The organism is Sphingobium trunci, assembly GCF_022664535.1.
GTDB lineage: Bacteria > Pseudomonadota > Alphaproteobacteria > Sphingomonadales > Sphingomonadaceae > Sphingobium.
Genome location: NZ_JAKUJY010000027.1, coordinates 21,185 through 44,582, shown reverse-complemented (window position 1 = coordinate 44,582; position 23,398 = coordinate 21,185). Strand labels below are relative to the sequence as shown.

Annotated in this window: 22 protein-coding genes; 10 read left to right on the top strand and 12 right to left on the bottom strand. The window is 64.0% G+C overall.

Annotation, left to right across the window (positions count from 1 at the left end; translation table 11 throughout):
• Positions 1-182: 182 nt before the first annotated feature.
• Complete coding sequence (locus tag MJ601_RS18510; protein ID WP_242129161.1) at positions 183-863, bottom strand: peroxiredoxin-like family protein; 681 nt, start codon at positions 861-863, stop codon at positions 183-185.
• A gap of 290 nt (positions 864-1,153) precedes the next feature.
• On the bottom strand, positions 1,154-1,693 hold the full coding sequence (gene def, locus MJ601_RS18505) for a peptide deformylase (protein ID WP_242129160.1): 540 nt from the start codon (positions 1,691-1,693) through the stop codon (positions 1,154-1,156).
• A gap of 194 nt (positions 1,694-1,887) precedes the next feature.
• On the opposite strand from def, the gene MJ601_RS18500 reads away from it, so the two are divergent.
• Entirely contained in the window at positions 1,888-3,303 is a 1,416-nt protein-coding gene (locus MJ601_RS18500) for a M20/M25/M40 family metallo-hydrolase (protein ID WP_242129158.1), read from the top strand.
• Here the strand turns inward: MJ601_RS18500 and MJ601_RS18495 are convergent.
• The 9 genes from MJ601_RS18495 to mtnB form a co-directional block, all read right to left on the bottom strand.
• The gene (locus tag MJ601_RS18495; protein ID WP_242129156.1) at positions 3,288-3,695 is read right to left on the bottom strand and encodes an LLM class flavin-dependent oxidoreductase; all 408 of its coding nucleotides are present in this window, start codon (positions 3,693-3,695) and stop codon (positions 3,288-3,290) included. The genes MJ601_RS18500 and MJ601_RS18495 overlap by 16 nt on opposite strands.
• A 150-nt stretch (positions 3,696-3,845) precedes the next feature.
• Positions 3,846-4,556 carry a glutathione binding-like protein gene (locus tag MJ601_RS18490; RefSeq protein WP_242129154.1) on the bottom strand — a complete coding sequence of 237 codons (711 nt, stop codon included), beginning with the start codon at positions 4,554-4,556 and terminating at the stop codon, positions 3,846-3,848.
• On the bottom strand, positions 4,553-5,206 hold the full coding sequence (locus tag MJ601_RS18485) for a peroxiredoxin (RefSeq protein WP_242129152.1): 654 nt from the start codon (positions 5,204-5,206) through the stop codon (positions 4,553-4,555). Before MJ601_RS18485 ends, MJ601_RS18490 begins: the two co-directional genes overlap by 4 nt.
• A gap of 22 nt (positions 5,207-5,228) precedes the next feature.
• Positions 5,229-5,789, bottom strand: coding sequence for a 3'-5' exonuclease family protein (locus tag MJ601_RS18480; protein ID WP_242129150.1), 561 nt, complete (start codon positions 5,787-5,789; stop codon positions 5,229-5,231).
• Positions 5,790-6,087: 298 nt separating this feature from the next.
• On the bottom strand, positions 6,088-7,158 hold the full coding sequence (mtnA, locus tag MJ601_RS18475) for an S-methyl-5-thioribose-1-phosphate isomerase (protein ID WP_242129148.1): 1,071 nt from the start codon (positions 7,156-7,158) through the stop codon (positions 6,088-6,090).
• A 7-nt stretch (positions 7,159-7,165) separates the two neighbouring features.
• Positions 7,166-8,407 (bottom strand): S-methyl-5-thioribose kinase, encoded by a 1,242-nt coding sequence (mtnK, locus tag MJ601_RS18470; RefSeq protein ID WP_242129147.1) that lies wholly within the window; start codon positions 8,405-8,407, stop codon positions 7,166-7,168.
• Entirely contained in the window at positions 8,404-9,090 is a 687-nt protein-coding gene (mtnC, locus tag MJ601_RS18465; RefSeq protein ID WP_242129145.1) for an acireductone synthase, read from the bottom strand. Before mtnC ends, mtnK begins: the two co-directional genes overlap by 4 nt.
• On the bottom strand, positions 9,087-9,638 hold the full coding sequence (locus MJ601_RS18460; RefSeq protein ID WP_242129143.1) for a 1,2-dihydroxy-3-keto-5-methylthiopentene dioxygenase: 552 nt from the start codon (positions 9,636-9,638) through the stop codon (positions 9,087-9,089). The genes mtnC and MJ601_RS18460 overlap by 4 nt, the downstream gene beginning before the upstream one ends.
• Complete coding sequence (gene mtnB / locus MJ601_RS18455) at positions 9,635-10,261, bottom strand: methylthioribulose 1-phosphate dehydratase (protein ID WP_242129141.1); 627 nt, start codon at positions 10,259-10,261, stop codon at positions 9,635-9,637. The genes MJ601_RS18460 and mtnB overlap by 4 nt, the downstream gene beginning before the upstream one ends.
• A 335-nt stretch (positions 10,262-10,596) precedes the next feature.
• On the opposite strand from mtnB, the gene MJ601_RS18450 reads away from it, so the two are divergent.
• From MJ601_RS18450 to MJ601_RS18440, 3 genes are all read left to right on the top strand, one after another.
• Entirely contained in the window at positions 10,597-11,535 is a 939-nt protein-coding gene (locus tag MJ601_RS18450; protein WP_242129139.1) for an ABC transporter substrate-binding protein, read from the top strand.
• Positions 11,532-13,823 carry a molybdopterin-dependent oxidoreductase gene (locus MJ601_RS18445; RefSeq protein WP_242129137.1) on the top strand — a complete coding sequence of 764 codons (2,292 nt, stop codon included), beginning with the start codon at positions 11,532-11,534 and terminating at the stop codon, positions 13,821-13,823. Before MJ601_RS18450 ends, MJ601_RS18445 begins: the two co-directional genes overlap by 4 nt.
• Positions 13,824-14,058: 235 nt before the next feature.
• Positions 14,059-15,111, top strand: a complete 1,053-nt coding sequence (locus MJ601_RS18440; protein ID WP_242129135.1) for an NAD(P)H-dependent flavin oxidoreductase — start codon at positions 14,059-14,061, stop codon at positions 15,109-15,111.
• A 136-nt stretch (positions 15,112-15,247) separates the two neighbouring features.
• Here the strand turns inward: MJ601_RS18440 and MJ601_RS18435 are convergent, their stop codons facing one another.
• Positions 15,248-16,192: an NAD-dependent epimerase/dehydratase family protein gene (locus MJ601_RS18435; protein ID WP_242129133.1), complete on the bottom strand. Its 945-nt coding sequence runs from the start codon at positions 16,190-16,192 to the stop codon at positions 15,248-15,250.
• A gap of 321 nt (positions 16,193-16,513) precedes the next feature.
• Between MJ601_RS18435 and MJ601_RS18430 the strand changes: the two genes are divergently transcribed.
• From MJ601_RS18430 to MJ601_RS18405, 6 genes are all read left to right on the top strand, one after another.
• Positions 16,514-16,729 carry a DUF2933 domain-containing protein gene (locus MJ601_RS18430; RefSeq protein ID WP_242129131.1) on the top strand — a complete coding sequence of 72 codons (216 nt, stop codon included), beginning with the start codon at positions 16,514-16,516 and terminating at the stop codon, positions 16,727-16,729.
• A 218-nt stretch (positions 16,730-16,947) separates the two neighbouring features.
• A complete protein-coding gene (locus MJ601_RS18425) occupies positions 16,948-19,227 on the top strand; it encodes a heavy metal translocating P-type ATPase (protein WP_491572931.1) in 2,280 nt (759 codons plus the stop codon).
• A 182-nt stretch (positions 19,228-19,409) separates the two neighbouring features.
• Positions 19,410-20,021: a glutathione S-transferase family protein gene (locus MJ601_RS18420; RefSeq protein WP_242129127.1), complete on the top strand. Its 612-nt coding sequence runs from the start codon at positions 19,410-19,412 to the stop codon at positions 20,019-20,021.
• Between the two features lie 63 nt (positions 20,022-20,084).
• Positions 20,085-22,157, top strand: a complete 2,073-nt coding sequence (locus MJ601_RS18415; RefSeq protein WP_242129125.1) for a 2Fe-2S iron-sulfur cluster-binding protein — start codon at positions 20,085-20,087, stop codon at positions 22,155-22,157.
• Between the two features lie 331 nt (positions 22,158-22,488).
• Entirely contained in the window at positions 22,489-22,953 is a 465-nt protein-coding gene (locus tag MJ601_RS18410; RefSeq protein WP_242129123.1) for a nuclear transport factor 2 family protein, read from the top strand.
• A gap of 45 nt (positions 22,954-22,998) precedes the next feature.
• Positions 22,999-23,331, top strand: a complete 333-nt coding sequence (locus MJ601_RS18405) for a hypothetical protein (RefSeq protein WP_242129121.1) — start codon at positions 22,999-23,001, stop codon at positions 23,329-23,331.
• Positions 23,332-23,398 lie beyond the last annotated feature (67 nt).

Sequence of the window (23,398 nt, the reverse complement as noted above, 5' to 3'; positions counted from 1 at the left end):
GGGCATATGGAAGCCGCCGGTCGGGCCGAAGGCCGCGAACAGGCCATATTGCCCGGATCCTTATGGGTCGGCACGACGGCGATTGCACCGGAATAGACGTCGAACAGATTCAGGGTCTTGCCGATGAAAGGGAAGCGGTCGCGGAGAATCCTGCTCGCCTGTCGGGGCGCGCTGCGATGGAATCAGCTCAGGACCTTGCGTTCGATGCGGTCCAGTGCCTCCAGGATTGCGGGAGCTTCCGTCCGCACCAGCCAGTCGGGGCTGACGTCTGCGAAGCGGACGGTGCGATCCTGGTCGATGATGATAACGGCCGGCTGGGGGAATTCCGCCGTACCGGTCCCGGTCAGCGCCCCGATCCAGCCGGGCGTCGGTTGTCCGTCCGGGACCAGATCCCGGTCGAAGGTGATGCCGAAACGGCGGCCGAGCGCGTTGCCGCGATCACTTGCGACCGTGTAGCTGAGGCCGTGCCGGTCCCGGATATCCTTCAACCCTTGTTCGGGAAGATGCGGGCTGATCGCGACAAGCGAGGCGCCGGTGCCGGTGAGTTGGGGCCAGAGCTGGCGCTCATAATAGGGTAGGGCAAGGTTGCAGGCCGGGCAGCCGGCGAAGCGGAAGAAGATCAGCACCGCCGGCCCGTCCGCCAGCAATTGATCGAGGCTGAGCGACGCGCCGTCGGCATCCGTCAGCTCGAACGGTTCGACCCGATCGCCGGCCTTTACCACCTTCGACGGATCGAAGTCGGCGACCAGCCGCGCGCGCCGGTCGATATTCTTGGCGAGCTTTTCCGGGTCCCAGGTGCGGAGCCGCTCGGCATGGAGTTCGCGGAACTGGTCGGTCAGGCTTTCCGAAACGGTGTGCGCCATGTTGTCATGATCCTTGGAAGTTCCGGACGGCACGGGACCGCCCGCGATGAGGATGGTCAGAGATCGGCGTAAAGCCGCTCGTCGGAGATCAGCGCCCGTTCCCGCATGCGCGGATAGTCGCCGTAGACCGCATCCATTGCGTTGGTGGCCATCATGATCCTGCTCCGAAGCGGCTATCGTTCGGCGATATTATGACGAAGACGGCCGGATTTCCGTTGAGAATTGGGAAATCGCTTATGAAATCGACATCGTGCCTCTTCCGGACGGGCCGCAACCGGGTGCCGCCGCCGTCAATCCTCTTCCAGTGCGGCCAGGGGGCTGTCCGGAAACAGGGCATCGATGAAGCCGAACCGGGTCAGGTCGACGATACGGCGGGGATAGAGGATGCCGTCCAGATGATCATATTCATGTTGGAACACCCGCGCATGGAATCCGCTTGCTTCCCGTTCGAGCGCTGATCCATCCTCCTGCGTGCCGCCATAACGGATGCGCGTGGCACGCGGCACCAGGCCGCGCATGCCGGGAACCGAAAGGCATCCTTCCCATCCGTCTTCGGTCTCGTCCGTCAGTAGCTCCATCCACGGGTTGATGAGCGTCGTCGAGGGTACCGGCTTCTCGTCGGGATAGCGTGGGTTCGCGTTGAAGCCGAAGATCATGAGGCGAAGATCGATCCCGATCTGCGGTGCCGCCAAGCCGACGCCGTTCGCGGCCTTCATGGTTTCGTACATGTCGGCGATGATGGATCGCAAGGCGGGATCGCGGACGTCTTCCACCGGCCGCGCTTGGCGCAGCAGCCGTGGATCGCCCATCTTCAGAATATCGCGGATCATGGTGGCCTGTTCCGATCTATGGGATGTCATGCGGACAAGCGCCGGTCCATAGCGCCGCCATTGCGGGACGAACAACTCCATAGGAACATGGCAGGCGTGTATCAAGGACGCCGAAGGGCCGATCGGGAAGGGAAGGGCCTTGACCAGGAGGCTGGTGCGACATCAGTGTGGCAGGATCCTATGGGGAGCAAAAGATGATGGTACGCCGATGGATACTGGGCTGGGCGACGTTGGTCTGCATTCCCGTTGCGGCACAAGCCGCCGATGTGCCGCTACGCCCCGATCAGGCGGCGTTCCGTGGACTCTATCAGGAGATGGTGGAGACCGACACGAGCATCACCACCGGCAGCTGCACGGCCCTGGCCGACAAGGTGGACGCCCGGCTGCGCGCGGCCGGCTTCGGCGACAGGGACATCACCCGCTTCGCGGTGGCGGACCATCCCAAGGAGGGAGGACTGGTCGCGATCCTGCCGGGTACATCCCGGACGCTGAAGCCGATCCTGCTGCTGGGACATCTGGATGTTGTCGCGGCGAAGCGGGAGGACTGGACGCGCGATCCCTACAAATTGATCGAGGAGAATGGCTATTTCTATGGCCGCGGCACGGCGGACATGAAGGCGATGGACGCGATCTGGGTCGATATGCTGATCCGGTTCAAGACCGAAGGATATCGACCCCGGCGCACGCTCAAGCTGGCGCTGACTTGCGGCGAGGAGACGAGCTGGGCTTTCAACGGCGCGAAATGGCTGGCGGAAAACAGGCGTGATCTGATCGACGCGGCCTTCGCCCTCAACGAAGGCGGTGGCGGGCGCACCGACGGACAAGGCACGGTCAAGGAAATGCGCATCCATGTCGGGGAAAAGGCAGCGGTCAACTACCGGGTCGAGGCGACCAATGTCGGTGGCCACAGTTCCGCTCCGGTGCGCGACAATGCCATTTATGAGTTGGCCGACGCGCTGGCCAGGATACGCGATTTCGAATTTCCCCTGATGCTCAACGACACGACGCGCGCCTTTTTCAGCAAGCTCGGCGCCGCGCGCGATGATGACGTCGGCAGGGCGATGCGCGCGATCGTGGCCGATCCGGGCAACAAGGCGGCGGAGGCCGTCCTCAACCGCGACAAGAGCTATCACTCGACTTTGCGCACGACCTGCGTGGCGACGCTGATCGATGGCGGTCATGCCAATAATGCGCTGCCCCAAAGGGCGGGCGCGAACATCAACTGCCGTATTTTTCCGGGCGTCAGCGCGGAAGAGGTGAGGGTGGCGTTGGAAAAGGCCATCGCCGACCCGCGCATGACCGTGACGCAGACCGATGATCGTGGCCCGCTGGCGAAATCGCCGCCGCTGACGAAAGAGATCGTCGCGCCCGCAGCGGCGCTGGTCGCCAGATATTATCCGGACGTTCCGCTGGTGCCGGTGATGTCGACGGGTGCCACTGACGGCATTTTCCTTGAGGCGGTCGGTATCCCGTCATACGGCCCCCCCGGCCTCTATGGCGATCCGGATGGAAATGGCACGCATGGTCTCAACGAACGCGCGCTCGTAAAAGCGGTCTATACCGGCCGCGATTTCCTGACCGATCTGGTCAAGGCTTATGCAGCGAAATAACAATATCCCGTGCCTAACCGGCTGCGGCGTGAGAAGGGTTCGGCTGGAAGAAGCGGTTTTCCGGACGCGGCAGGCCGAAGTGATCGCGCAGCGTCGTCGTAAAACTCCCGTGCCCGCGCATAGCGGGCCGCATGGGCCAGATGCTCCTCGCTGCCGAAATTATGGGATGTTTCCGGGTTGCCGGTCGTCACCACATTCCATCCGGCGCGTCCTTCGCTCAGATGATCGAGCGAGACGAAGCGCCGGGCGACATGGAAGGGCGCATCATAGGTGGTCGATGCCAGCGCCGACAGCAGCGTGAACGGCTCGAATGATGTGACGGTATGACTGGGTTTGAGCGCATCGCTCGGCATGTTGAGCATGGCGAGATGGTCGGCCATGAAAAAAGGCATCGAACTTTGCAGCCTCCAGCGTCCGGATCAGCCGCTTTATCTGCGCCAGATTGAAATTGGCGTCGGGCCAGGCGCCCGGATAGCGCCAGGCGCCGGTATGGATCGATATGGGGCGCATGAACGCGCCCAGATGAAGCATGCGCCGCGCTGTCATCGGGCGCCCACGGTCGCGGCCGTCTGGCCATGGAGGACGCGGCGCGCTTCATCGGTCTGGGGCGCGGCGGCATCGGGATTGACCTGAGTGGCCAGGGCATAGGCGCGGATGGTCGCCGGTCGCGCGGCGATCTCCTCAAACCAGCGTCGCAGGTGGGGAAACTCGTCCAGCGACTGTCCTTGCCGCTCGTGCGGCACAATCCACGGATAGCTGGCGATGTCCGCGATCGAATAGGCGTCGCCCGCCAGAAACGGGCGGCCGGCCAGCCGCTTGTCCAGGACGCCGTACAGCCGGTTGGTCTCGCCGGTATAGCGCTCGATCGCATAAGGCAGGGGTTCTGGCGCGGCATAACGAAAATGGTGGTTCTGGCCGGCCATCGGACCGAGCCCGCCCATCTGCCAGAACAGCCATTGCAGCACGTCCGCCCGGCCATGAAGATCGGCCGGCAGGAACCGTCCCGTCTTTTCGGCAAGGTAAAGGAGGATCGCGCCGGATTCGAACAGAGACACCGGAGCGCCGCCGCCAGCTGGCGCCGTATCCACGATCGCGGGAATGCGGTTGTTGGGCGCGATCTTCAGGAAATCCGGCGCAAATTGCTCTCCTTTGCCGATATTGACGGGCAGGATCCGGTAGGGCAGGCCAGCTTCCTCCAGAAACAGCGTTACCTTGTGACCGTTGGGCGTTGTCCAGTAATAGAGATCGATCATGCGGGAACATCTTCCTTCCGGCCAGGCTGCGCGACGGTGCGGAGATAGGGTTTGTGCGCTGTCCAGCCTTGGGGGAACAGCTGCTGCGCGGCCTCGTCGGTCAGGGAGGGCACGATGATGACGTCCTCGCCCTGCTTCCAGTCGGCGGGCGTCGCGACCTTGTGCGCGTCGGTCAGCTGCAGGCTGTCTATCACCCGCAGGATCTCCGCGAAGTTCCGGCCTGTAGAGGCGGGGTAGGTCAAGGTAAGACGTAGCTTCTTGGCCGGATCGATCACCAGCACCGTGCGCACGGTCGTCGTGTCCGACGCGTTGGGATGGATGAGGTCGAGCAAGGTCGACACGCTGCGGTCATGATCGGCGATCAGGGGAAAGTTGAGCGCGGTTCCCTGCGTCTCCTCTATGTCCTTCGCCCATCCCTCATGGCTGTCGACCGGATCCACCGACAATCCCAATATCTTGACGCCGCGCCGGTCGAACTCCGGCTTCAGTCGCGCGACCGTACCCAGTTCCGTAGTGCAGACGGGCGTATAGTCCCTGGGGTGGGAAAACAGGACGACCCAATCGTCCCCGGCCCATGGATAGAAGGCCAAGGGCCCCTGCGTGGAATCCTGGGTGAAATCGGGAACGGTGTCGGCAAGTTTCAGGGACATGTCATGCTCCTTTGCGATGCGGTCAGGCCGCGATGGATGGCGGCACTTGGCGTGGTGGCGCGGGGAGGGCGGCGTCGGCCACGGCCATGTCCTTCAGGCGGCAGAGCAATGTCCACAGCCAGAGGGCATCATCGGCGGCGCGATGGCGCGTGGGATGGAGGGCATCCGCATGATGCTGGGCGGCGAAAATATCCTCGGATGGCAGATCGATCTTATCGAGGATCGTGCCGACATAGAGGATAGGCGCGCCCACATCCTCTCCGGCCGCACCCGCCAAAAGACTCCACCAATATTGGTCAATCCGGCTGTCCGCTATCAATTGCCGGCCCGCTATCACGGCGTTGATCTCGGCAAAGACCCGATGCGCCGGCAGTCCCTCTCGCGCCAGCCGATCCTGATCGATGCCGTGCAGAGCGGCGGCTTCATGCGTCCATGACCAGCCGTCATGTCCAGCAACAGGCTTGACCAGCCAGCTTGTCACGCCTTCCGGACCGGCGGTGGCGACTTCGATCGGGAAGGAGCGGCCGTGCCGGGGCAGGCAACTCGCCTCGAAGTCGATCGTGACGAAATTTTCAAGGCGCATCGCAATCGTCCTGTCGTCCCAAGCGTCCGCTATGCGGCTCGCATCCGCGCCCCTTGTGCCCATTCATAGGGATGCCCGAGCGGCGTGACGAATTGGACTTTCTCAGTCACTTATGACGAGTGAGAAAGCGGCCCCTAGGGCGGTTTTCGATCTGATGGAATCAGATCGATTGCTCTATTCTTTTGATTTGTCGCGATTTCTTAACCGTCAGATGATGCCATCTGACAGGAAATCGCTCCAGCCTCCGCTGCAACCCAGCCCATGTCCGAAGCAAAAGCATCCGGTTGGCGAACCGATTTCACTTCGGGTGAAGCGTTCGTGTCAGCGCATCCATGCTGTCGATGACGCCCTTGTTGGTAATGTAGGCGGTGACGAGCGCAGCGGGCGTGATATCGAATGCGGGATTGCGGGTGCCGGATGCGGTCAGCCGGATCGACCTGACCCGGCCGGCATCCTCGCCCGAGACAATGGCTACCTCCTCTGAACCACGTTCTTCAATCTCCACGTCGCTGCCGCAAGGTGTGGCTGGATCATAGGTACTGGCCGGAAGAGCGACGAGGAACGGGATGTCGTGTGCCCGCGCGGCAAGCGCCTTGAGATAGGTGCCGATCTTGTTGACGACATCGCCGTTGGCGGTGACGCGATCCGTGCCGACGATGACCATGTCAACCTCGCCCCGCTGCATCAGCAAACCGCCGGCATTGTCCACGATGTAGCTATGCGGTACGCCATGTTCCGCGAGTTCGAGAGCGGTCAGCGCGCCCTGATTGCGGGGCCGCGTTTCATCGACCCAGACATGGATTGCGATGCCTGCATCATGTGCGAGATAAATGGGGGCGGTGGCTGTGCCCCAGTCGACCGTTGCCAACCAGCCGGCATTGCAATGGGTCAGGATGTTGACGGGACGGCCCTTCCTGCGCGCTGCAATTTGCTGGATAAGGGGCAGGCCAGCCTCGCCGATCGCCCGGTTCATGGCGACATCTTCGTCGCAGATGCGTGCCGCTTCGGCATAGGCTTCGATTGCGCGTATTTCCGGTGACATCGGCGCAACCCAGTCAAGCACCCGATCGAGCGCCCAGCGCAGATTGACCGCAGTGGGACGCGCGCCCACGATCCGCCGATAGGCGTGTTCCAGCATCGCGTCGCCCGGATCCGATCGCAGGGCGAGGGCGAGACCATAGGCCGCGACCGCGCCGATGAGCGGGGCACCCCGGGTGGCCATGTCTGCAATGGCATTGACCGCGTCTTCCGCATCCATGAGCGTCAGTCGTTCGATGGACCAGGGCAGGCGGCGCTGATCGAAGATACCGACACTCCATCCATCTGGTTGAACCCAGATGGAACGTGTATTCTCGCCGCCTATCCGCACATCGCCCTCATGCTGGAAGGAGCGCGGGCGCAATGGCCCGATGTACGGCAGCGATTTCCGGGAAATGATCGGGCATCAGCAAAAGCGCGCGCGCGAACGACAAGGCGCGCCGTTCGCAAGCCTCCCGCTGTTCGACATCCGCAATGCTTTCCAGATCGGCGACGTGGGCAAGGCCCAGGATCCGTCGAATAATCTCGCAACCGGCAAAGCCCAGCGCGTCGCGCCAGATCATGTCGATGCGCGCCGCGATGGCGGTTTCTCGAAGGGCCGGGGCATGGCGGCCGATGGCGTGCAAGGCACCCCCTTCGGCCAGCGGATCAAGATTACGCCAATGCGACCCGAAGCGGTCCGCAAAGCCATTCCATAATCGCGCTGCCTGGAGGAGCAGCCAGCCATCGGATGGGACGCCGGGCCGCTGCCCCGGTTCGGCAAAAGCCGCCAGCCAGAAATTGGCGAGGATCATGCCGACATCAAAACCGATCGGACCGTAGAAGGCGAATTCGGGATCGATGACCTTGGTGTCCTGATCGGTGACCATGATCGATCCGGTATGCAGGTCTCCATGCAGCAGGGCTTCCGGCGCGGCGAGGAAGCGGGCCTTCAAATCCTGCACCGCCAGGCGCAGCGGCGTGTCGGCCTTGAAGGCTGCGACCACATCTTCCAGCCCTGCCGTATGCCAATTCATCGGCGCATCGAAATAGGGTTCGTCGAAGATGAGATCCTCGGTGATCCGGCACATGGCGGTGTTGCCGAGATATGCCGCGATCCGTTTCTTCTTCTGCGCGGCCGGCACGGCCAGATCGGATGTGTAGAACAGCGTATTGGCAAGAAACTCCGCCAGATGGTCCGCCAGAAGAGGATAACGCAGCCCTTCGATCAGGGCACCGCGCAAGGCGCGATGCGGCGTCAGCAACGCCATCACCGTGAGCGCCATGTCGTCGTCATGGTGCAGCAGCGCCGGAACGCGTGCAGAGGCCAGACGGCCCTGGTCCGCCAGGGCAAGACGCTCATAATAGGCGCGGGACAGCGGCAAAGGCCAGCTTTCGCCGATCATGCGGACATAGGGCAGCGCCTGTTTGGCGGCGACCCCACCATCCGGACCCGTCACCAGAAATACGAGGTTGAGGTTGCCGTCTCCGACCTCGCGCACAGTCCAGTCCGCCGACGTTCCGCCCAAAATCCTGTGTATGACGGGCACCGTGGCCAGATGGGCCGCGGCCGTCGCCTCGGACAATGCGAAATAACTCATGCGGACAAAACCTCCGGGAGTATGGCGTCGAAGCTAGCGGCTGCGGGGAACGGGCCGTCCGGCAGCGGGCCGTCGCGGACCAGCAGAATCGTCGACAGGCCCGCTTCCCGTGCGGCGGCAAGCTCTGCCTCGACATCGGAAAGAAAGAGCAGATCGGATGGAGCCAGAGCGAGCGCATCCGCGATGGCAAGATAGGACGCCATCTCCTTCTTGCCGCCGATCGCCGTGTCGAAATAGCCGGAAAAGAGCGGAGTCAGATCGCCCCAGCTGCTATGCCCGAACAGCAGCTTTTGCGCCGCGACCGAACCGGAGGAATAGACATAGAGCGGAATGCCGCGCGCATGCCACCGCCGCAGGCCCGCCACCGCATCGGCATAGGCATGGCCCTGCAATTCTCCGGCGGCAAAACCTTCGGCCCAGATGATGCCCTGCAACGTCTTGAGCGGCCCGATCTTGCGATCCGCGTCGTGCCAGGCGACAAGTTGCGCGATGCAGGCGTCGACGCTCATTTCCCGCTCGCCAGCCTCGATCCGGACCGCATCGAGCAACGCGGTGAGCCTGTCCGCATGCGCGCGCACATGATCGGCCAGCCGGCTACGCGAATAAGGGAACAGGATGTCGTGCACGAAAGAGATGCTGGAGGTCGTCCCTTCGATGTCGGTGACGATGGCGCGCGGCGTCACGGTGCCTGCTCGTAAAGTGGAATAGCCTGCGCGATCGGATCACCGGTGAAACGCGCGACCCATCCGTCGGGGGTCGTGAACAGGCGGATCGCAGTGAAGCAAGGGCGCTCGCCCGTGTCAAACCAGTGCACCGTGCCGGCGGGCAGAAGGATGAGATCGCCCGCCGTGCATTCGAGCGCATGAACCACGCCGTCGTGACGGATATAGAATAATCCGGCCCCCTCGACGAAGAAGCGCACTTCATCATCGTCATGCACATGCTCTGCGAGGAACTTGGTCCGCAAGGTGGCGCGGTCGGGGTGATCGGGGGTCAGGCGAATGACGTCGCTGGAACGATAGCCGCCAATGGCCTGCAGCCGGGCGATGGCGGAGGCGTAAGCGGCGAGCACGTCCGCATCGGTAGCGTCGTGATCCAGCGGCGCTTCGGCCGCCCAGCGTTCCAGGCGGACGCCGGCGGCCGCGAGCATTCCCTGGATCGCCTCCAGATCGCTGGTATCGCCCAGGTGACGGTGAGGAGCAGTATCGGCATATCGCGAAAGCATCGTCATGCCCTTGATCCCGACAGCTTATATTCTTCCCATGCACAGCTTAACAGGAACTCGCACGCCTCGACCAGATGTTCCGCCGCCTCGGGCGTCGGACCCCAGGCATAAAGTCCATGCCCACGGATATAGAAGGCGGGAATCCGCGGGAGCTGTGCGGTCAGCAATGATCTGAGTCGATCGGCAAGAAATCGCATGTTCTGGCTGTTGTCGACCAAAGGGATGCCGATGCGCGTATCATGCGTGTCGATGCCGGGAAAGATTTTCAGCAACTCGAAGCCTTCCAGCACGATGGTGTGCCGGCCGACCAGCGCGCGGCTCAGTACCGTGCCGCTGATGCTATGCGTATGGAGCACCGTTCTGGCGCCGGGATCGATCTCATAGACCAGGCAATGCAGCAGCGTTTCCGCTGACGGTTTCCTTTCATCGAGAGGATCCCCCGCCGCAGACACGCGCATGATGTCGTCCGGCTTCAACCGTCCCTTGTGAGAACCGGAAGCCGTTATGGCTATGCTGCCGTCCTCAAGCAGGATCGAATAATTGCCGCCTGTAGCCGGTGCATAGCCCAGCCCGTCGAGCCGCTCGCCGATCACGGTCAACGTCAGTGCTGCCGTGACGGCGTCGGCCATGTCTTCTCTCTTCGCCAGCGCAGGCATCCTTTCGCTATAATGCTGCCATATGTCCTTTTAGCGACCGCCGGAGCGATCGATAGTTGAGAATTGCTTATCCATGCGCACGGCCATGTGTCGGAGAGCGCAGGTCACGCTGCGATCCGGCGTGACATCGCCAGGTCAAAAGGCGCGCTTCGTGCCAACGGCTGTTGCCCCGTTCCCGACCCGACGCTTCTGCGTTGCGGGTTGGAAGCCATGAGCTTGAGCGGGACAATCCTACATATTTGCGATCTTCATGCCTCAGGAAGCGGGTTGACTGTTAGGCATATGCCTCTTTGGAGGCCACCGAGGACATGTCCTTAATTCTATCGCGCCGTAACGCTCTTGGCCTTCTGGCCGGCTCGATCCTGACCGCTTGTGCCGGCAACGGCGCGGGCGGCGCAGGCAAATTGTTCGTTGGCGACCAACGCGGCGGCTCGCGCGTCGTGTTGCAGGGCGCGAAGCGGCTGGACGATGTGCCCTATGAGATCATCTGGTCGCAATTTCCCAACGCGGCGCCCTTGTTGGAGGCGCTGAATGCCGGGGCTATCGACAGCGGCATTGGCGGCGATTCCGCCTTTATCTTCGCCGCCGGCACCGATGCGAGGATCAAGGCGATCGGCGCCCAGGCGACGCGCGGCATGGGGCCCGTGGTGCTGGTGCGGCGGGATTCCCCTGTTCGCTCGCTTGCCGACCTTGCCGGGCACAAGGTCGCCACTCCGCGCGGATCGATCAGCCACAATCATGTCCTGGCCGTGCTGGAGGCCTATCATCAGCCCTATGATGCGGTCAGCTTCGCCTTCCTCTCGCCTTCGGACGGACGCGCCGCCTTGCAGAGCGGTGCGGTGGATGCCTGGGCGATCTGGGATCCCAACGCCGCCATGGCCGAGCAGGAGGGCGCGCGCATCCTGCCCGGCAAACAGCATCTGGTGCCCGGCTACAGCCTGATGTTCGGACGCGAAGGCGCGATCGCCGACAAGCGGGCCTTGCTTCAGGACTATCATGACCGGCTTTATGCCGGCTGGGAATGGTCGGCGCATAATCCCGATGCCTATGTCGAACTGATGCACAAGGATACGGGCCTGGCGCTCGACATATTGCGCATCATGCAGCGCCGGGCGGACCGTTCGCCGGCCAAGGTCGATGACGTGCTGATTGCCCAGCAGCAGGAGACCGCCGACCGCTATTTCCGCGCCGGGGTGATCGATCGCAAGCTGGACGTGCGGCCCCTGTTCGATACCAGCTTCTCATGAGCCGCTATTCGGCGACACATTGGGGCGTCTATGAGGTGGAGGCCGACCCGGCCGGTGCTCCACGCCTGTCGCCCCTGCGCTCCGACCCCGATCCCAATCCGATCGGTCTCGACCAGCTCGACGGCGGCGTGACCCGGCTGCGCATTGCCCGCCCGGCGATCCGGAAGGGCTGGCTGGAGGGGCGAAAGCGGGAAGGACGGGCCGAAGAGCCGTTCGTCGAGCTCCCCTGGGACGAGGCGCTGGACATCACCGCCGCCGAAATAGCGCGCGTTCGCCGCGACCATGGCAATGAGGCGATCTTCGGCGGCTCCTATGGCTGGTCCAGTGCCGGCCGCTTCCATCATGCGCAGAGCCAGCTCCACCGCTTCTACAACATGCTGGGCGGCTATGTGCGGAGTGTCGACAGCTACAGTCTGGGCGCGGGGCGCGTGCTGATGCCGCACATCGCGACCAACATGGACGAGAGCAATGCGTCCCACACGAGCTGGGACGTGCTGGAGGCGCATTGCACCCTGTTCGTCAGCTTCGGCGGCGTTCCGCTCAAGAATACGCGCGTATCGTCCAGCGGCGCGGGCCGCCATCGCGTGCGCGGCGGATTGCGGCGGTTGCGGGAAGCCGGCGCCCGGATCATCAATATCGGCCCTGTCGGCGACAATCTGGGCGACGATGACGCGCATGAATGGATCGCCATCCGCCCCAATACCGACACGGCCATGATGCTGGCGCTCGCCTGGACGGTGCTGCACGATCCGCTGTTCGACCGGACGTTCCTGGATGGCCACACGGTCGGCTTCGAGATTTTCCAGGCCTATCTGCTCGGGAAGGCGGACGGCATCGCCAAGACGCCCGAATGGGCCGCCGCGATCACCGGCGTTCCCGCCGCCCGCATCGCCGCCCTCGGTCACGATCTGTTGCGCCACCGCACGATGCTGAACTGCGCCTGGGCGTTGCAGCGCGCTGCCCATGGCGAACAGCCTTTCTGGGCGCTGGTGACCTTGGCCGCGATGGTCGGGCAGATCGGCCTGCCCGGCGGCGGCTACGGCCTTGGCTATGGCGCGATGAACGTCATGGGCAGCGCGCATCCGCGCCTGCCCGGCCCGGTTTTCCCGCAGGGGCGCAACGGCGTCGCCGCCTTCATCCCGTGCGCGCGCATCGCGGACATGCTGCTGCATCCGGGCGAGCGCTTCACCTATAATGGCGGGGTCCATGCATATCCCGACATTCGCCTCGTCCATTGGGCGGGTGGCAATCCCTTTCACCACCATCAGGATCTCCATCGCCTACGCCGGGCCTGGGCGCGGCCCGACACGATCATCGTACAGGAACAATATTGGACGCCGATAGCGCGGCAGGCCGACATCGTCCTGCCCGCGACCCTATCTCTGGAGCGCGACGATATCGGATTCGCGACCCGTGAAGGGCTGTTCGTCGCCATGCGCCAGGCCGTGCCGCCCCAGGGGCAGGCGCGGGACGACCACGCCATCTTCGCCGCGCTCGGCCGGCGCCTCGGCGTGGAGCAGGCCTTTACCGAGGGGCTGGACACGCGCGGCTGGCTCCGTCGCATCTACGACGAAAGTGCCCGGAAGATCGCCGCGACCGGCATCAACCTGCCCGACTTCGACCATTTCTGGGAAGATGGCCTGATCGACCTGTCGGTCCATGACGCTCCCCATGTCATGCACGCCGACTTCCGTCGCGATCCGATCGCGCACCCCCTGCCCACGCCATCGGGCAAGATCGAGATATTCTCAGAGCGGATCGCCGGTTTTGCCCTGCCCGATTGCCCCGGCCATCCGGTCTGGCTGGAGCCTTATGAATGGCTGGGCCACGCCAAGGCTGCGGCCTATCCGCTGCATCTCCTCTCCGACCAGCCCCAGCGGCGATTGCATAGCCAACTGGATGCCAGCCCCTACAGTCGCGCGGGCAAGGTGGCGGGGCGCGAGCCGGTCTATCTCAACCCCGCCGACGCTGCTGCGCGCGGGATTGCCGATGGCGATCTGGTCGAGCTGTTCAACGATCGTGGCCGCTGCCTGGCGGGCGCGATCCTCAGCGATGCGATCATGCAGGGCGTTACCCGTTTGGCGACCGGCGCCTGGTTCGATCCCGGCCCGGATGTGGAACGCCACGGCAATCCCAATGTCCTGACGCTCGATCGCGGCGCCTCCGGCCTGTCGCAAGGCTGTGTCGCCCAGACCTGCCTCGTCGAGGCGCGGCGCTTCTTGAGCGAACTGCCGCGCATCAGGGTTTTCGATCCGCCTCCGATCTTGCCGCGCAGCGTCAGCCCATAGAGCGGCGGATCGCCGAGTCGCCAGCGCTGCCCCGCAAGCCGCGTTGACACTGATCGTGTCGAACAGGTTGGGACAGACCTGGTGCCGCGGGTGCGGATCGCTTGTTCGCTGCGGCCGGCAGATCGGCATCAGGCCCATTTTCGCCAACCACTGGTTCATGTGAAGGCGCCTGGACCCGATTTGGCCAGCTTGTCCCTTCCATCGCATTTTTCGGTCGCGCTGCTATGATGGAGGGATGTCACTGCTGGAAAGCCTCGGGATACCGCTACCCATCGTGCAGGCGCCGATGGCGGGTGTTTCCACGCCCGAACTGGCCGCCGCCGTGAGTAATGCCGGCGCGCTCGGCTCGATCAGCGTTGCTGCCACCGATGCAGCCGGCGCGCGGGAAATGATTGCCGGCGTGCGCGCCCTCAGCGACCGCCCGTTCAACGTCAATGTCTTCGTCCATCAACCAACGGCGCAAGATGCCGCCCGCGAGGCCGCGTGGCTCGCAGCGATGGCGCCGCTGTTCCACGAATATGGCGCGCAACCTCCAAGGGCACTTGGCCCGATCTACAAGAGCTTCCTCGAGGATGATGAAATGCTGGCGCTGCTGGTGGAAGCCGCGCCGGCTGTTGTCAGCTTCCATTTCGGTTTACCCGATGCCGGGCGGATCGCCGCGCTCAAGAACGCTGGATGCGCGCTGCTGGCCACTGCTACCAGCCTTGGCGAGGCGCAGGCCGCAAAGGCGGCAGGAATCGACGCGGTCGTCGCCCAGGGCTGGGAAGCGGGTGGGCATCGCGGAATGTTCGATCCCGATGCTCCCGATGCTCGTCTTGGAACCCTGACACTAACCCGATTGCTGGCGCACCGCAGCGGCCTGCCGGTCATCGCCGCGGGCGGGATCATGGATGGACACGGTATCCGGGCAGCGCTCGATCTTGGAGCCGTTGCGGCCCAGTTGGGCACCGCTTTCGTCGCCTGTCCAGAAAGCAGTGCCGATGCCGCCTACCGCGAGGCGCTGGCCGGTCCCGCCTCGTTGAACACGGTCATGACCTCCGCCATTTCCGGGCGGCCGGCACGTGGCCTGCCGAACCGCTTCACCCGATGGGGCGAAAGTGTCGGCCTGCCTCATCCCGGCTATCCCATGACCTACGATGCTGGCAAGGCGTTGATCGCAGCGGCGAAGGCAGCCGGTGAGACCGGATATGCAGCGCAATGGGCCGGACAGGGCGCGCCGCTGTCACGCACCTTGCCTGCCGCTGAGCTCGTCGCGCTTCTGGCAGATGAGTTGCGCTTCCGAGACTAGGAGAGGCCACAGACCGCCGACAGAATGGCCGTTGGAAGGAGCCACCCAGTCATGCGTCCCGCCGAAGGGCAGCTTTGCTATGGTCGCTTCTCTGGACCGCACATTCCACGAATAGCCATTGGTTGAGGTGCTTGCCTCATTCCTTGGGCGATATGTAGCCGGGGTCATGGGTGAATGGCATTTCAGAACCTTCGCGCAACGCCGCAAGGATATCGGAAAAGCTGGTCGAGCAACGAAAACCAAGCTGCCGCTCGGCATGGCCGGCATCGTAAACACGCCCGATGCTGGTCGGCAGGCTCCATCCGCGCGCGGCGTAGAGATCGGCGGCGTCCGGGAACTTTCCCAGGATGACGTCCATCGCATTGCTTTTCAGATTGTGCACATCCTCGCGCGCGAATGGTGTGGGGGCAGAGATGATGAACGTGTCAAACCCGATGTCGGGCGCGCGGTCGAGCGCGGCCAGATGGGCGGCTGCTGCATCTTGGGCCGTCAGCCGCCGATTGAGAAATTCGTTGGCCTTCAGATTTTCGCCCGAAGGATGGGTGTGCGTATCGTCATCTTCGGGGAAAAATCGTGCCGTGCGCAGCACCACGCAAGGCAGGCCATGTTCGCTGGCATAGAGGCGGCACAGGCCTTCGGCCGCCAGCTTGGTCACCCCATAGATGTTGCGCGGCGCAAGCGGTCCGAAGTTCTCGTCCAGCCAGACTGCTGCATCGCCGCCTTCATCGCGAATGGCCTGGTTGATCATCAATGAGGTCGTGGATGTGAAGACGAAGCGATCATGGCCGGCGGCGGCGGCCGCTGCCAACAGGTTCAGCGTACCCGTGACATTGACATCGATGAAAGCCCGTTCGGGATAACGGGCGATATCGGGTTTGTGGAGTGCCGCTGCATGAATGACGGCATCGACACCATGATCAAAAACCGTCCGCACGACACCCGGATCAGCGATCGAGCCGATGTGATCGGTGTCCGGCCCCTCTGCGATGTCCAACCCGGTCACGCGATGACCGGCGGCACGAAGGCGCGGGGCCAGAAAACGACCTAGCCAGCCGGATGAACCTGTTAGAAGAACATGCATGTTTGCAGACGGCTAATATACGCACGCTCCAACGTCAAAGCCGGCCTCGGCGACAAAGCAGCAGTCCCCGGCTCCAGATCGGTTCGCCGGAAGCAGGCCTTCATTCTCTCGCTGAGATGATCAGGACAATTGCGTATAGCTGCCACGGCCCTCCTGATGAAATCTGCGGCCACGGTAGTACAAAAGCTCTCTACTCCTAAAATGACTTGTGTGCCGTCAAAAGCTGCATTCATCTGAAGACTGGAAAAAGCAAAGTCACGCCTGGAGCTATGGACAATGCATGGTCGATCAAATCACACCATTTATCGTCGAGCAAACATCGTGCTGCTCGGGTTCATGCTCCTGGGCGCATTCTATCTCTTCACGGAATACCGCGCGCATCTGTTGGGCATGCTGCCTTATCTGATCTTTCTCGCCTGTCCGGCGATGCATCTCTTCATGCACCGGAGCCACGTTCATCACGGCAGCGGTGGTTCGCCGAAGCGGGATGAACGCGCCAGTTCGCCATCGCGGTCGAACAGGGAGATGCCATCATGACCCACCATGACGCACCGGCTTATGGGCTTTGGGGACTGGAGGCCGGCTGGCACTCCATTTCCCGACCGTCGGGGTCGAAGCAGCTCGAATAAGGAAATTGCGCCCTTGACCTTGACATTGCGTCAGGGTGCACAAGTTCAGCCCACAGGAGCTGTTCGATGGCGCATCAACATCACCATGGTCATGATAAAACGGATGTTTCCGACGGGATTCAGGCCATGGATCCGGTCTGCGGAATGTCGGTTGATCCGGTCAAGACGCCGCATCATGCGGATCATGCCGGAATGACCTACCATTTCTGCAGCGAAGGCTGCCGGTCCAAGTTCGTCTCGGACCCGGGACGCTATCCCGGTCCCCCTGCGCTGCAGGCTGATGTTTCGCCGGGGACGATCTGGACCTGCCCGATGCATCCCGAGGTCCGTCAGGACCATCCGGGCGCCTGCCCGATCTGCGGGATGGCACTGGAGCCTGCAACGGTCACCGCCGGGACCGGACCAAGTCCTGAACTGCGCGACATGGCGCGGCGGTTCCGGATCGGCCTCGTGCTCGCTTTGCCTGTGTTCCTGCTGGAGATGGGCGGGCATGTCTTCCCTGCGCTCCACCATCTCGTGCCGATGAGGGTTTCGACCTGGATCCAGCTCGTGCTGGCGACGCCCGTGGTGCTGTGGGCGGGCTGGCCGTTCTTCCAGCGCGGCTGGGCCTCGCTCAGGAGCCGCAACCTCAATATGTTCACGCTGATCGCGATGGGCACTGGGGTCGCCTGGGCCTACAGCATGGTCGCGGCGCTTGCGCCCGCCGTCTTCCCGCCCGCCTTCCGGGGAGCCGACGGCGGCGTCGCGATCTATTTCGAGGCGGCGGCGGTGATCACGGTGCTGGTCCTGCTGGGGCAGGTGCTCGAGCTCCGTGCGCGCGAGCGCACATCCGGCGCGATCAGGGCGCTTCTCGATCTCGCGCCCAGGACCGCGCGCCGGATCAGCCGCGACGGAACCGACGAGGAGATCAGCATGGATCTGGTCGCCGTCGGAGACCGATTGCGCGTCCGCCCCGGCGAGAAGGTCCCGGTCGATGCCGTTGTCGCCGACGGCCGTTCCTCGCTCGAGGAGTCGATGGTGACGGGGGAATCGATGCCGGTCGCCAAGGCCGTGGGCGACAAGGTGATCGGCGGCACGCTCAACCAGACCGGCGCTCTCGTGATTGTCGCCGAGAGGGTCGGGCGCGATACGATGCTGGCGCGCATCGTTCAGATGGTGGCCGAGGCCCAGCGATCACGCGCCCCGATCCAGCGCATGGCCGATCAGGTCTCAGGCTGGTTCGTGCCGGTCGTGATCGGCATCGCCATTCTCGCCTTCGTCGGCTGGAGTATCTGGGGTCCTGAACCGCGCTTTGCCTATGGCCTGGTCGCGGCCGTCGCGGTGCTCATCATCGCCTGCCCCTGCGCCCTGGGCCTCGCGACGCCGATGTCGATCATGGTCGGCGTCGGGCGCGGCGCGGGGCTCGGCGTGCTGATCAAGAACGCCGAAGCGCTGGAGCATATGGAGAAGGTCGACACGCTGGTCGTCGACAAGACCGGTACCCTCACCGAAGGGCATCCTGCCGTGACCGGGATCGTGCCCGCAAGCGGCTTCGATGAAGTGCAAGTCCTGCGGCTTGCGGCGGCGGTCGAGCGCGCATCGGAACATCCGCTCGCGCTCGCTATTGTCGAGGCCGCCAAGGCGCGGCAGGTCGGCCTGCCCGAGGTCGCCGGTTTCGATTCGCCTACAGGACGTGGCGCGCTTGGTACGGTGGAAGGCAAGCGGATCCTGCTCGGCAACGCGACGTTCCTCAAGGAACAGGGTGTCGATACGTCCGAACTGGGCAGGCAGGCTGACGAACTTCGCCGCACGGGGGCTACGGCGATCTTCATCGGTGTCGATGGCAAAGCGGCGGGCGCCTTCGCGATCGCCGATCCCGTCAAGGAGACGACGCCGCAGGCGCTTGCGGCGCTCCGCGAGGAAGGCATCCGCGTCGTGATGCTGACCGGCGACAATCGAACGACGGCCGAGGCAGTCGCCGCGAAACTGGGGATCGAAGAGGTGGAGGCCGAAGTCCTGCCCGACCAGAAGAGCGCTGTCGTCGCGAAGTTCAAGAAGGAGGGTCGCATCGTGGCGATGGCCGGCGACGGCGTCAACGACGCGCCGGCCCTGGCTGCCGCCGATGTGGGCATTGCCATGGGTTCGGGCACCGATGTGGCCATCGAAAGCGCGGGCGTCACCCTGCTCAAAGGGGACCTCAACGGCATCGTCCGCGCACGGCGCCTTTCGCAGGCGACCATGTCCAACATCCGCCAGAACCTGGTCTTCGCCTTCATCTACAACGCGGCGGGGATACCAGTCGCCGCCGGCCTGCTCTATCCCCTGTTCGGTATCCTGCTCTCCCCCATGATCGCCGCTGCCGCGATGGCGCTGTCCTCCGTCAGCGTCGTCACCAACGCGCTCAGGCTCAACCGGCAGTCGCTATGAACACCCATCGCGCCCGTTCCGCCAGCGGAAGCATCCCGGCTTGCGCTATGCCGACGCCTCGAAGATTATTGCATTGAACGGAATAATGAAGTGCCGAGACGGCCTGTTCTCGCCGGCCTGGTATCGAAGGATAATGGCGCTGCGGATCGGGAATGGACCCGACCATCCAGCAGGATCATGCCATGAAGCTTTATCATCATCCGCTCTCGGGCCACTCGCATCGCGCCGTGCTGCTCGCTTCGCTGCTCAATGTTCCCCACGAACTGGTAGAAGTCGACCTCAAGGCCGGCGCGCACAAGCGTCCCGAGTTTCTCGCGCTCAATCCGTTCGGCCAGGTGCCGGTGCTGGAAGATGACGGCGCGGTCGTCGCGGACTCCAACGCCATCCTCGTCTATCTCGCCAAAAAGGCGGGCCGCACCGACTGGCTGCCGGAAGATCCGCGCGGCGCCGCAGCGGTGCAGCGCTGGCTGTCCGTCGCTGCCGGTGAGGTTGCCTATGGTCCGGCCGCGGCCAGGCTCATCACCGTCTTTGGTGCCAGGTTCAACGCCGACGAGGTAATCGGCCGCGCCCACACGCTGCTCGGCCGTCTCGAAGCCCGTCTGGAGGATGCCGACTGGCTGGTCGGCCAGCAGCCGACGATCGCCGATGTCGCGATCTACAGCTACGTCGCACGTGCGCCGGAGGGCAATGTCGACCTCTCGCCCTACCCGAACGTCAACGCCTTCCTGCGTCGGGTCGAAGCCCTTTCGGGCTTCGTGCCCTTCGCTCGGACTCCGGTCGGCCTCGCCGCATGATCATGCCGCCGAGAGCGGGCGCACCCCATGGTGCGTCCGCCAGACCCTAGCAGAGGCACGAGAATGATGACGGCCAAGCTGACAAAGCTCCCGGTATGGCATGAGGGCGAGCGCTTCATTCAAGAGAAGCTCGGCGTGGCCGAGCGCATGGCGTCGGTCGGCCAACGGGTGATCCGGGACTACATGCCCGATCAGCACCGCGAGTTCTACGCGCAGCTCCCGTTCATCGTCCTGGGCAGTGTCGACGATGCGGGCGCCCCATGGGCGACGTTCCTCGAGGGACGCTCCGGGTTCATCACCTCTCCCGACGCCACCACGCTCGAGATCGACGCCCGCGCGGACCCGACCGATCCAGCCGCCCCAGGGCTGCAGCAGGGCAAGCCCATCGGATTGCTCGGCATCGAGATGCACACGCGCCGGCGAAACCGCATGAACGGCTTGGTGGGCGAGGCCGAGCATGGCTTCCGGATCGACGTCGACCAGAGTTTCGGCAACTGTCCGCGCTACATCCAGCTTCGCGATTTCAGCTATGCGCGCGATCCCGCCACGTCCTGTGCCGGCGACGTCGAGACCCTGACGGCGCTGGAGCCCTCGGCATGTGCGATGATCGCCGCTGCCGACAGCTTTTTCGTCGCCTCCTATGCCGATCGCGACGATCGCCGGCAGGTCGACGTCTCGCATCGTGGCGGCAAGGCCGGATTCGTTCGCGTCGCCGAAGATGGCACGCTCACCATTCCCGATTTCGACGGCAATCTGTTCTTCAACACTCTCGGCAACATCCTGCTCAATGGCAGGGCAGGGTTGCTTTTCGTCGATTACGCGACGGGCGACCTGCTCCAGATGACCGGCACGGCCGAAGTGATCTTCGACAGTCCCGAGATTGCCGCCTTTCAGGGCGCGGAGCGGCTTTGGACGTTCAGGGCGCGGACGATCATTCGCCGACGGGGAGCGCTCGCCTTGCGCTGGGATATGCAACAGGAGCCCTGGTCGCCGAGTTCGCTCATGACCGGTGATTGGGACGAAGCCGCCAACCGCCTCCACGCGGCCGAGCTGTCGACGCGGTGGCGCCCACTCAAGGTAACGAAGATCGTCGACGAGAGCAGCTCCATCCGCTCCTTTCATCTCCTGCCCGATGATGGCGCCGGTCTGCTGCCCCACCAGGCGGGGCAGCATCTCCCGATCCGGGTGTCGCTTCCCGGCGAGGAAAAGCCCCTCATCCGCCATTACACGCTTTCGGCCGCGCCGTCCGACGGCATCTATCGCATCAGCGTCAAGCGCGAGGGTGCGGTCTCGCGTCACCTTCACGAGACCGTCCGGGTCGGCGATGTGATCGAGGCGCGCGCGCCCGCCGGTGACTTCACCATCGATGCACGCGAGACGCGGCCCGCCGTGCTGCTGGCGGGAGGCGTCGGCATCACGCCGATGCTCGCGATGCTGCGCCATGTCGTCTACGAGGGCGTTCGCAAACAGCGGGTTCGTCCGGCCTATCTGTTCCATTCTGCCCGGGCGAAGGCCGAGCGGCCATTCGGTCCTGAGCTCGCCACGCTGGTCGAGACCTCCTTCAGCGCCGTGAAGGTCGTGCGGGTGCTAAGCGACCCAACGGATGCCGAGGAGGGCGCTGATTACGAGGCGGTCGGCCGGATCGATATGGCTTTGCTCACCCGCTTTCTGCCGTTCAACGATTATGATTTCTACCTCTGCGACCCACCGGCCTTCACCCAGGCGCTCTATGATGGCTTGCGCAGCATGAATGTCGCGGACGCGCGCATCCACGCCGAGGCTTTCGGCCCGTCGTCGCTCATCCGCGTGCCTGACGTCTCGGCTCCGGTTCAAGCGCCGGTACGGCCTGCTTCGACGAAGCCCGTGCCGGTCGCTTTCATGGCTTCCGCCAAGGAGGCACGCTGGACCCCGGCATCAGGAACGCTGCTGGACCTTGCCGAGGCGCGGGGTCTGTCGCCGGAGTTCAGTTGCCGGGAAGGCACGTGCGGAACCTGCAAGACCAAGTTGTTGCGCGGCGCTGTCACGCACATCCGACAGCCTGGTGTCAGCCTGACGGATGATGAAGTGTTGATTTGCAGTGCGGTGCCCGCCGAGCAGCAGTCAGCCGACGAGGACCGGATTCAACTGGAGCTGTGAGCGGTTGCCGAGATGAAATTGCATCCATCAGGTGAAATAATCCCTTTCGGCCTTTCGACATTCAGTCCCGTCCCGTAACCCGCCATCTTCCCCTCATCGAAGGCATCCTGCCTTCCCGGAGTCGAGTAGCATGTCTGTGGTCCCTACCCCCGCCATGATCGAAGATGCTCCCAGGCGTCGCGTGCCATCCTTGAAGCCATGCAGAAGCAGCTCGGCGCCGTGCCGAACATCTGCCGGCTCGTCTCGACCAGCCTGGTTGCGTCCAATCCGCTCGCCGGTCTGGCGCTGACGATGGCCATTTTCCACAAAACATGATCGACAGGAGATACGCATGACCCGTCCCCCACTCCCCCCGTTCACCCGCGAGACCGCCCTCGAGAAGGTGCGCCTGGCCGAAGATGGCTGGAACAGCCGCGATCCGGCAAAGGTGGCGCTCGCCTACACCCTCGATACGCGCTGGCGTAACCGCGCGGAGTTCGCGACCAACCGCGAGGAGGCGCAGGCGTTTCTCACCCGCAAGTGGAACAAGGAGCTGGAATACAGGCTCATCAAGGAGCTGTGGGCCTTTACCGGCAACCGCATCGCCGTCCGCTATGCCTATGAATATCGCGATGACAGCGGCCAGTGGTTTCGCGCCTATGGCAACGAGAATTGGGAATTTGCCGAGGACGGGCTGATGGCACACCGCCACGCCAGCATCAACGAGCATCCGATCCGGGAGGAGGATCGCAAGTTTCGCTGGCCGCTGGGGCGTCGTCCCGACGATCACCCCGGTCTCAGCGACTTCGGCTTCTGACCGGTACAGGGCGTGCCACCCGGCGTCCCTCCGAGGATCGTGACCATGCAAATCTCCAGACTCGATGCGCGAACGCACCTGTCGATCGAGATGGCCCTTGCAGGGGATCGGGCCGCTCCCGCCCTGATCCGCCAGCAGGATGCCGCGGCAGTAAAGATGGGCATGTGCGGCGCGGAGATCGACGCCGCACGCGCGGGACGGAGCTTCGACGTGCGCGGCACCCGAGCGCTGGAACTGGCCCTTGCTGTCGGGCGAGGCGATTATCGCAACGTGCGGGCGCGCGCGATCGAGGCGGGAATCGACGAAGAGGTTTGCCGTGAAATCGAGCGTGTCGCAGGCGCTCATGCTTCCAGTGCAGGGGCGAACCGCCATGGATAGCTCCTGTCCCAACCGGCACCGGTCCCTATGCCGCGACCAACGAGCGCCCTTGCGCGGCTTCTCGACA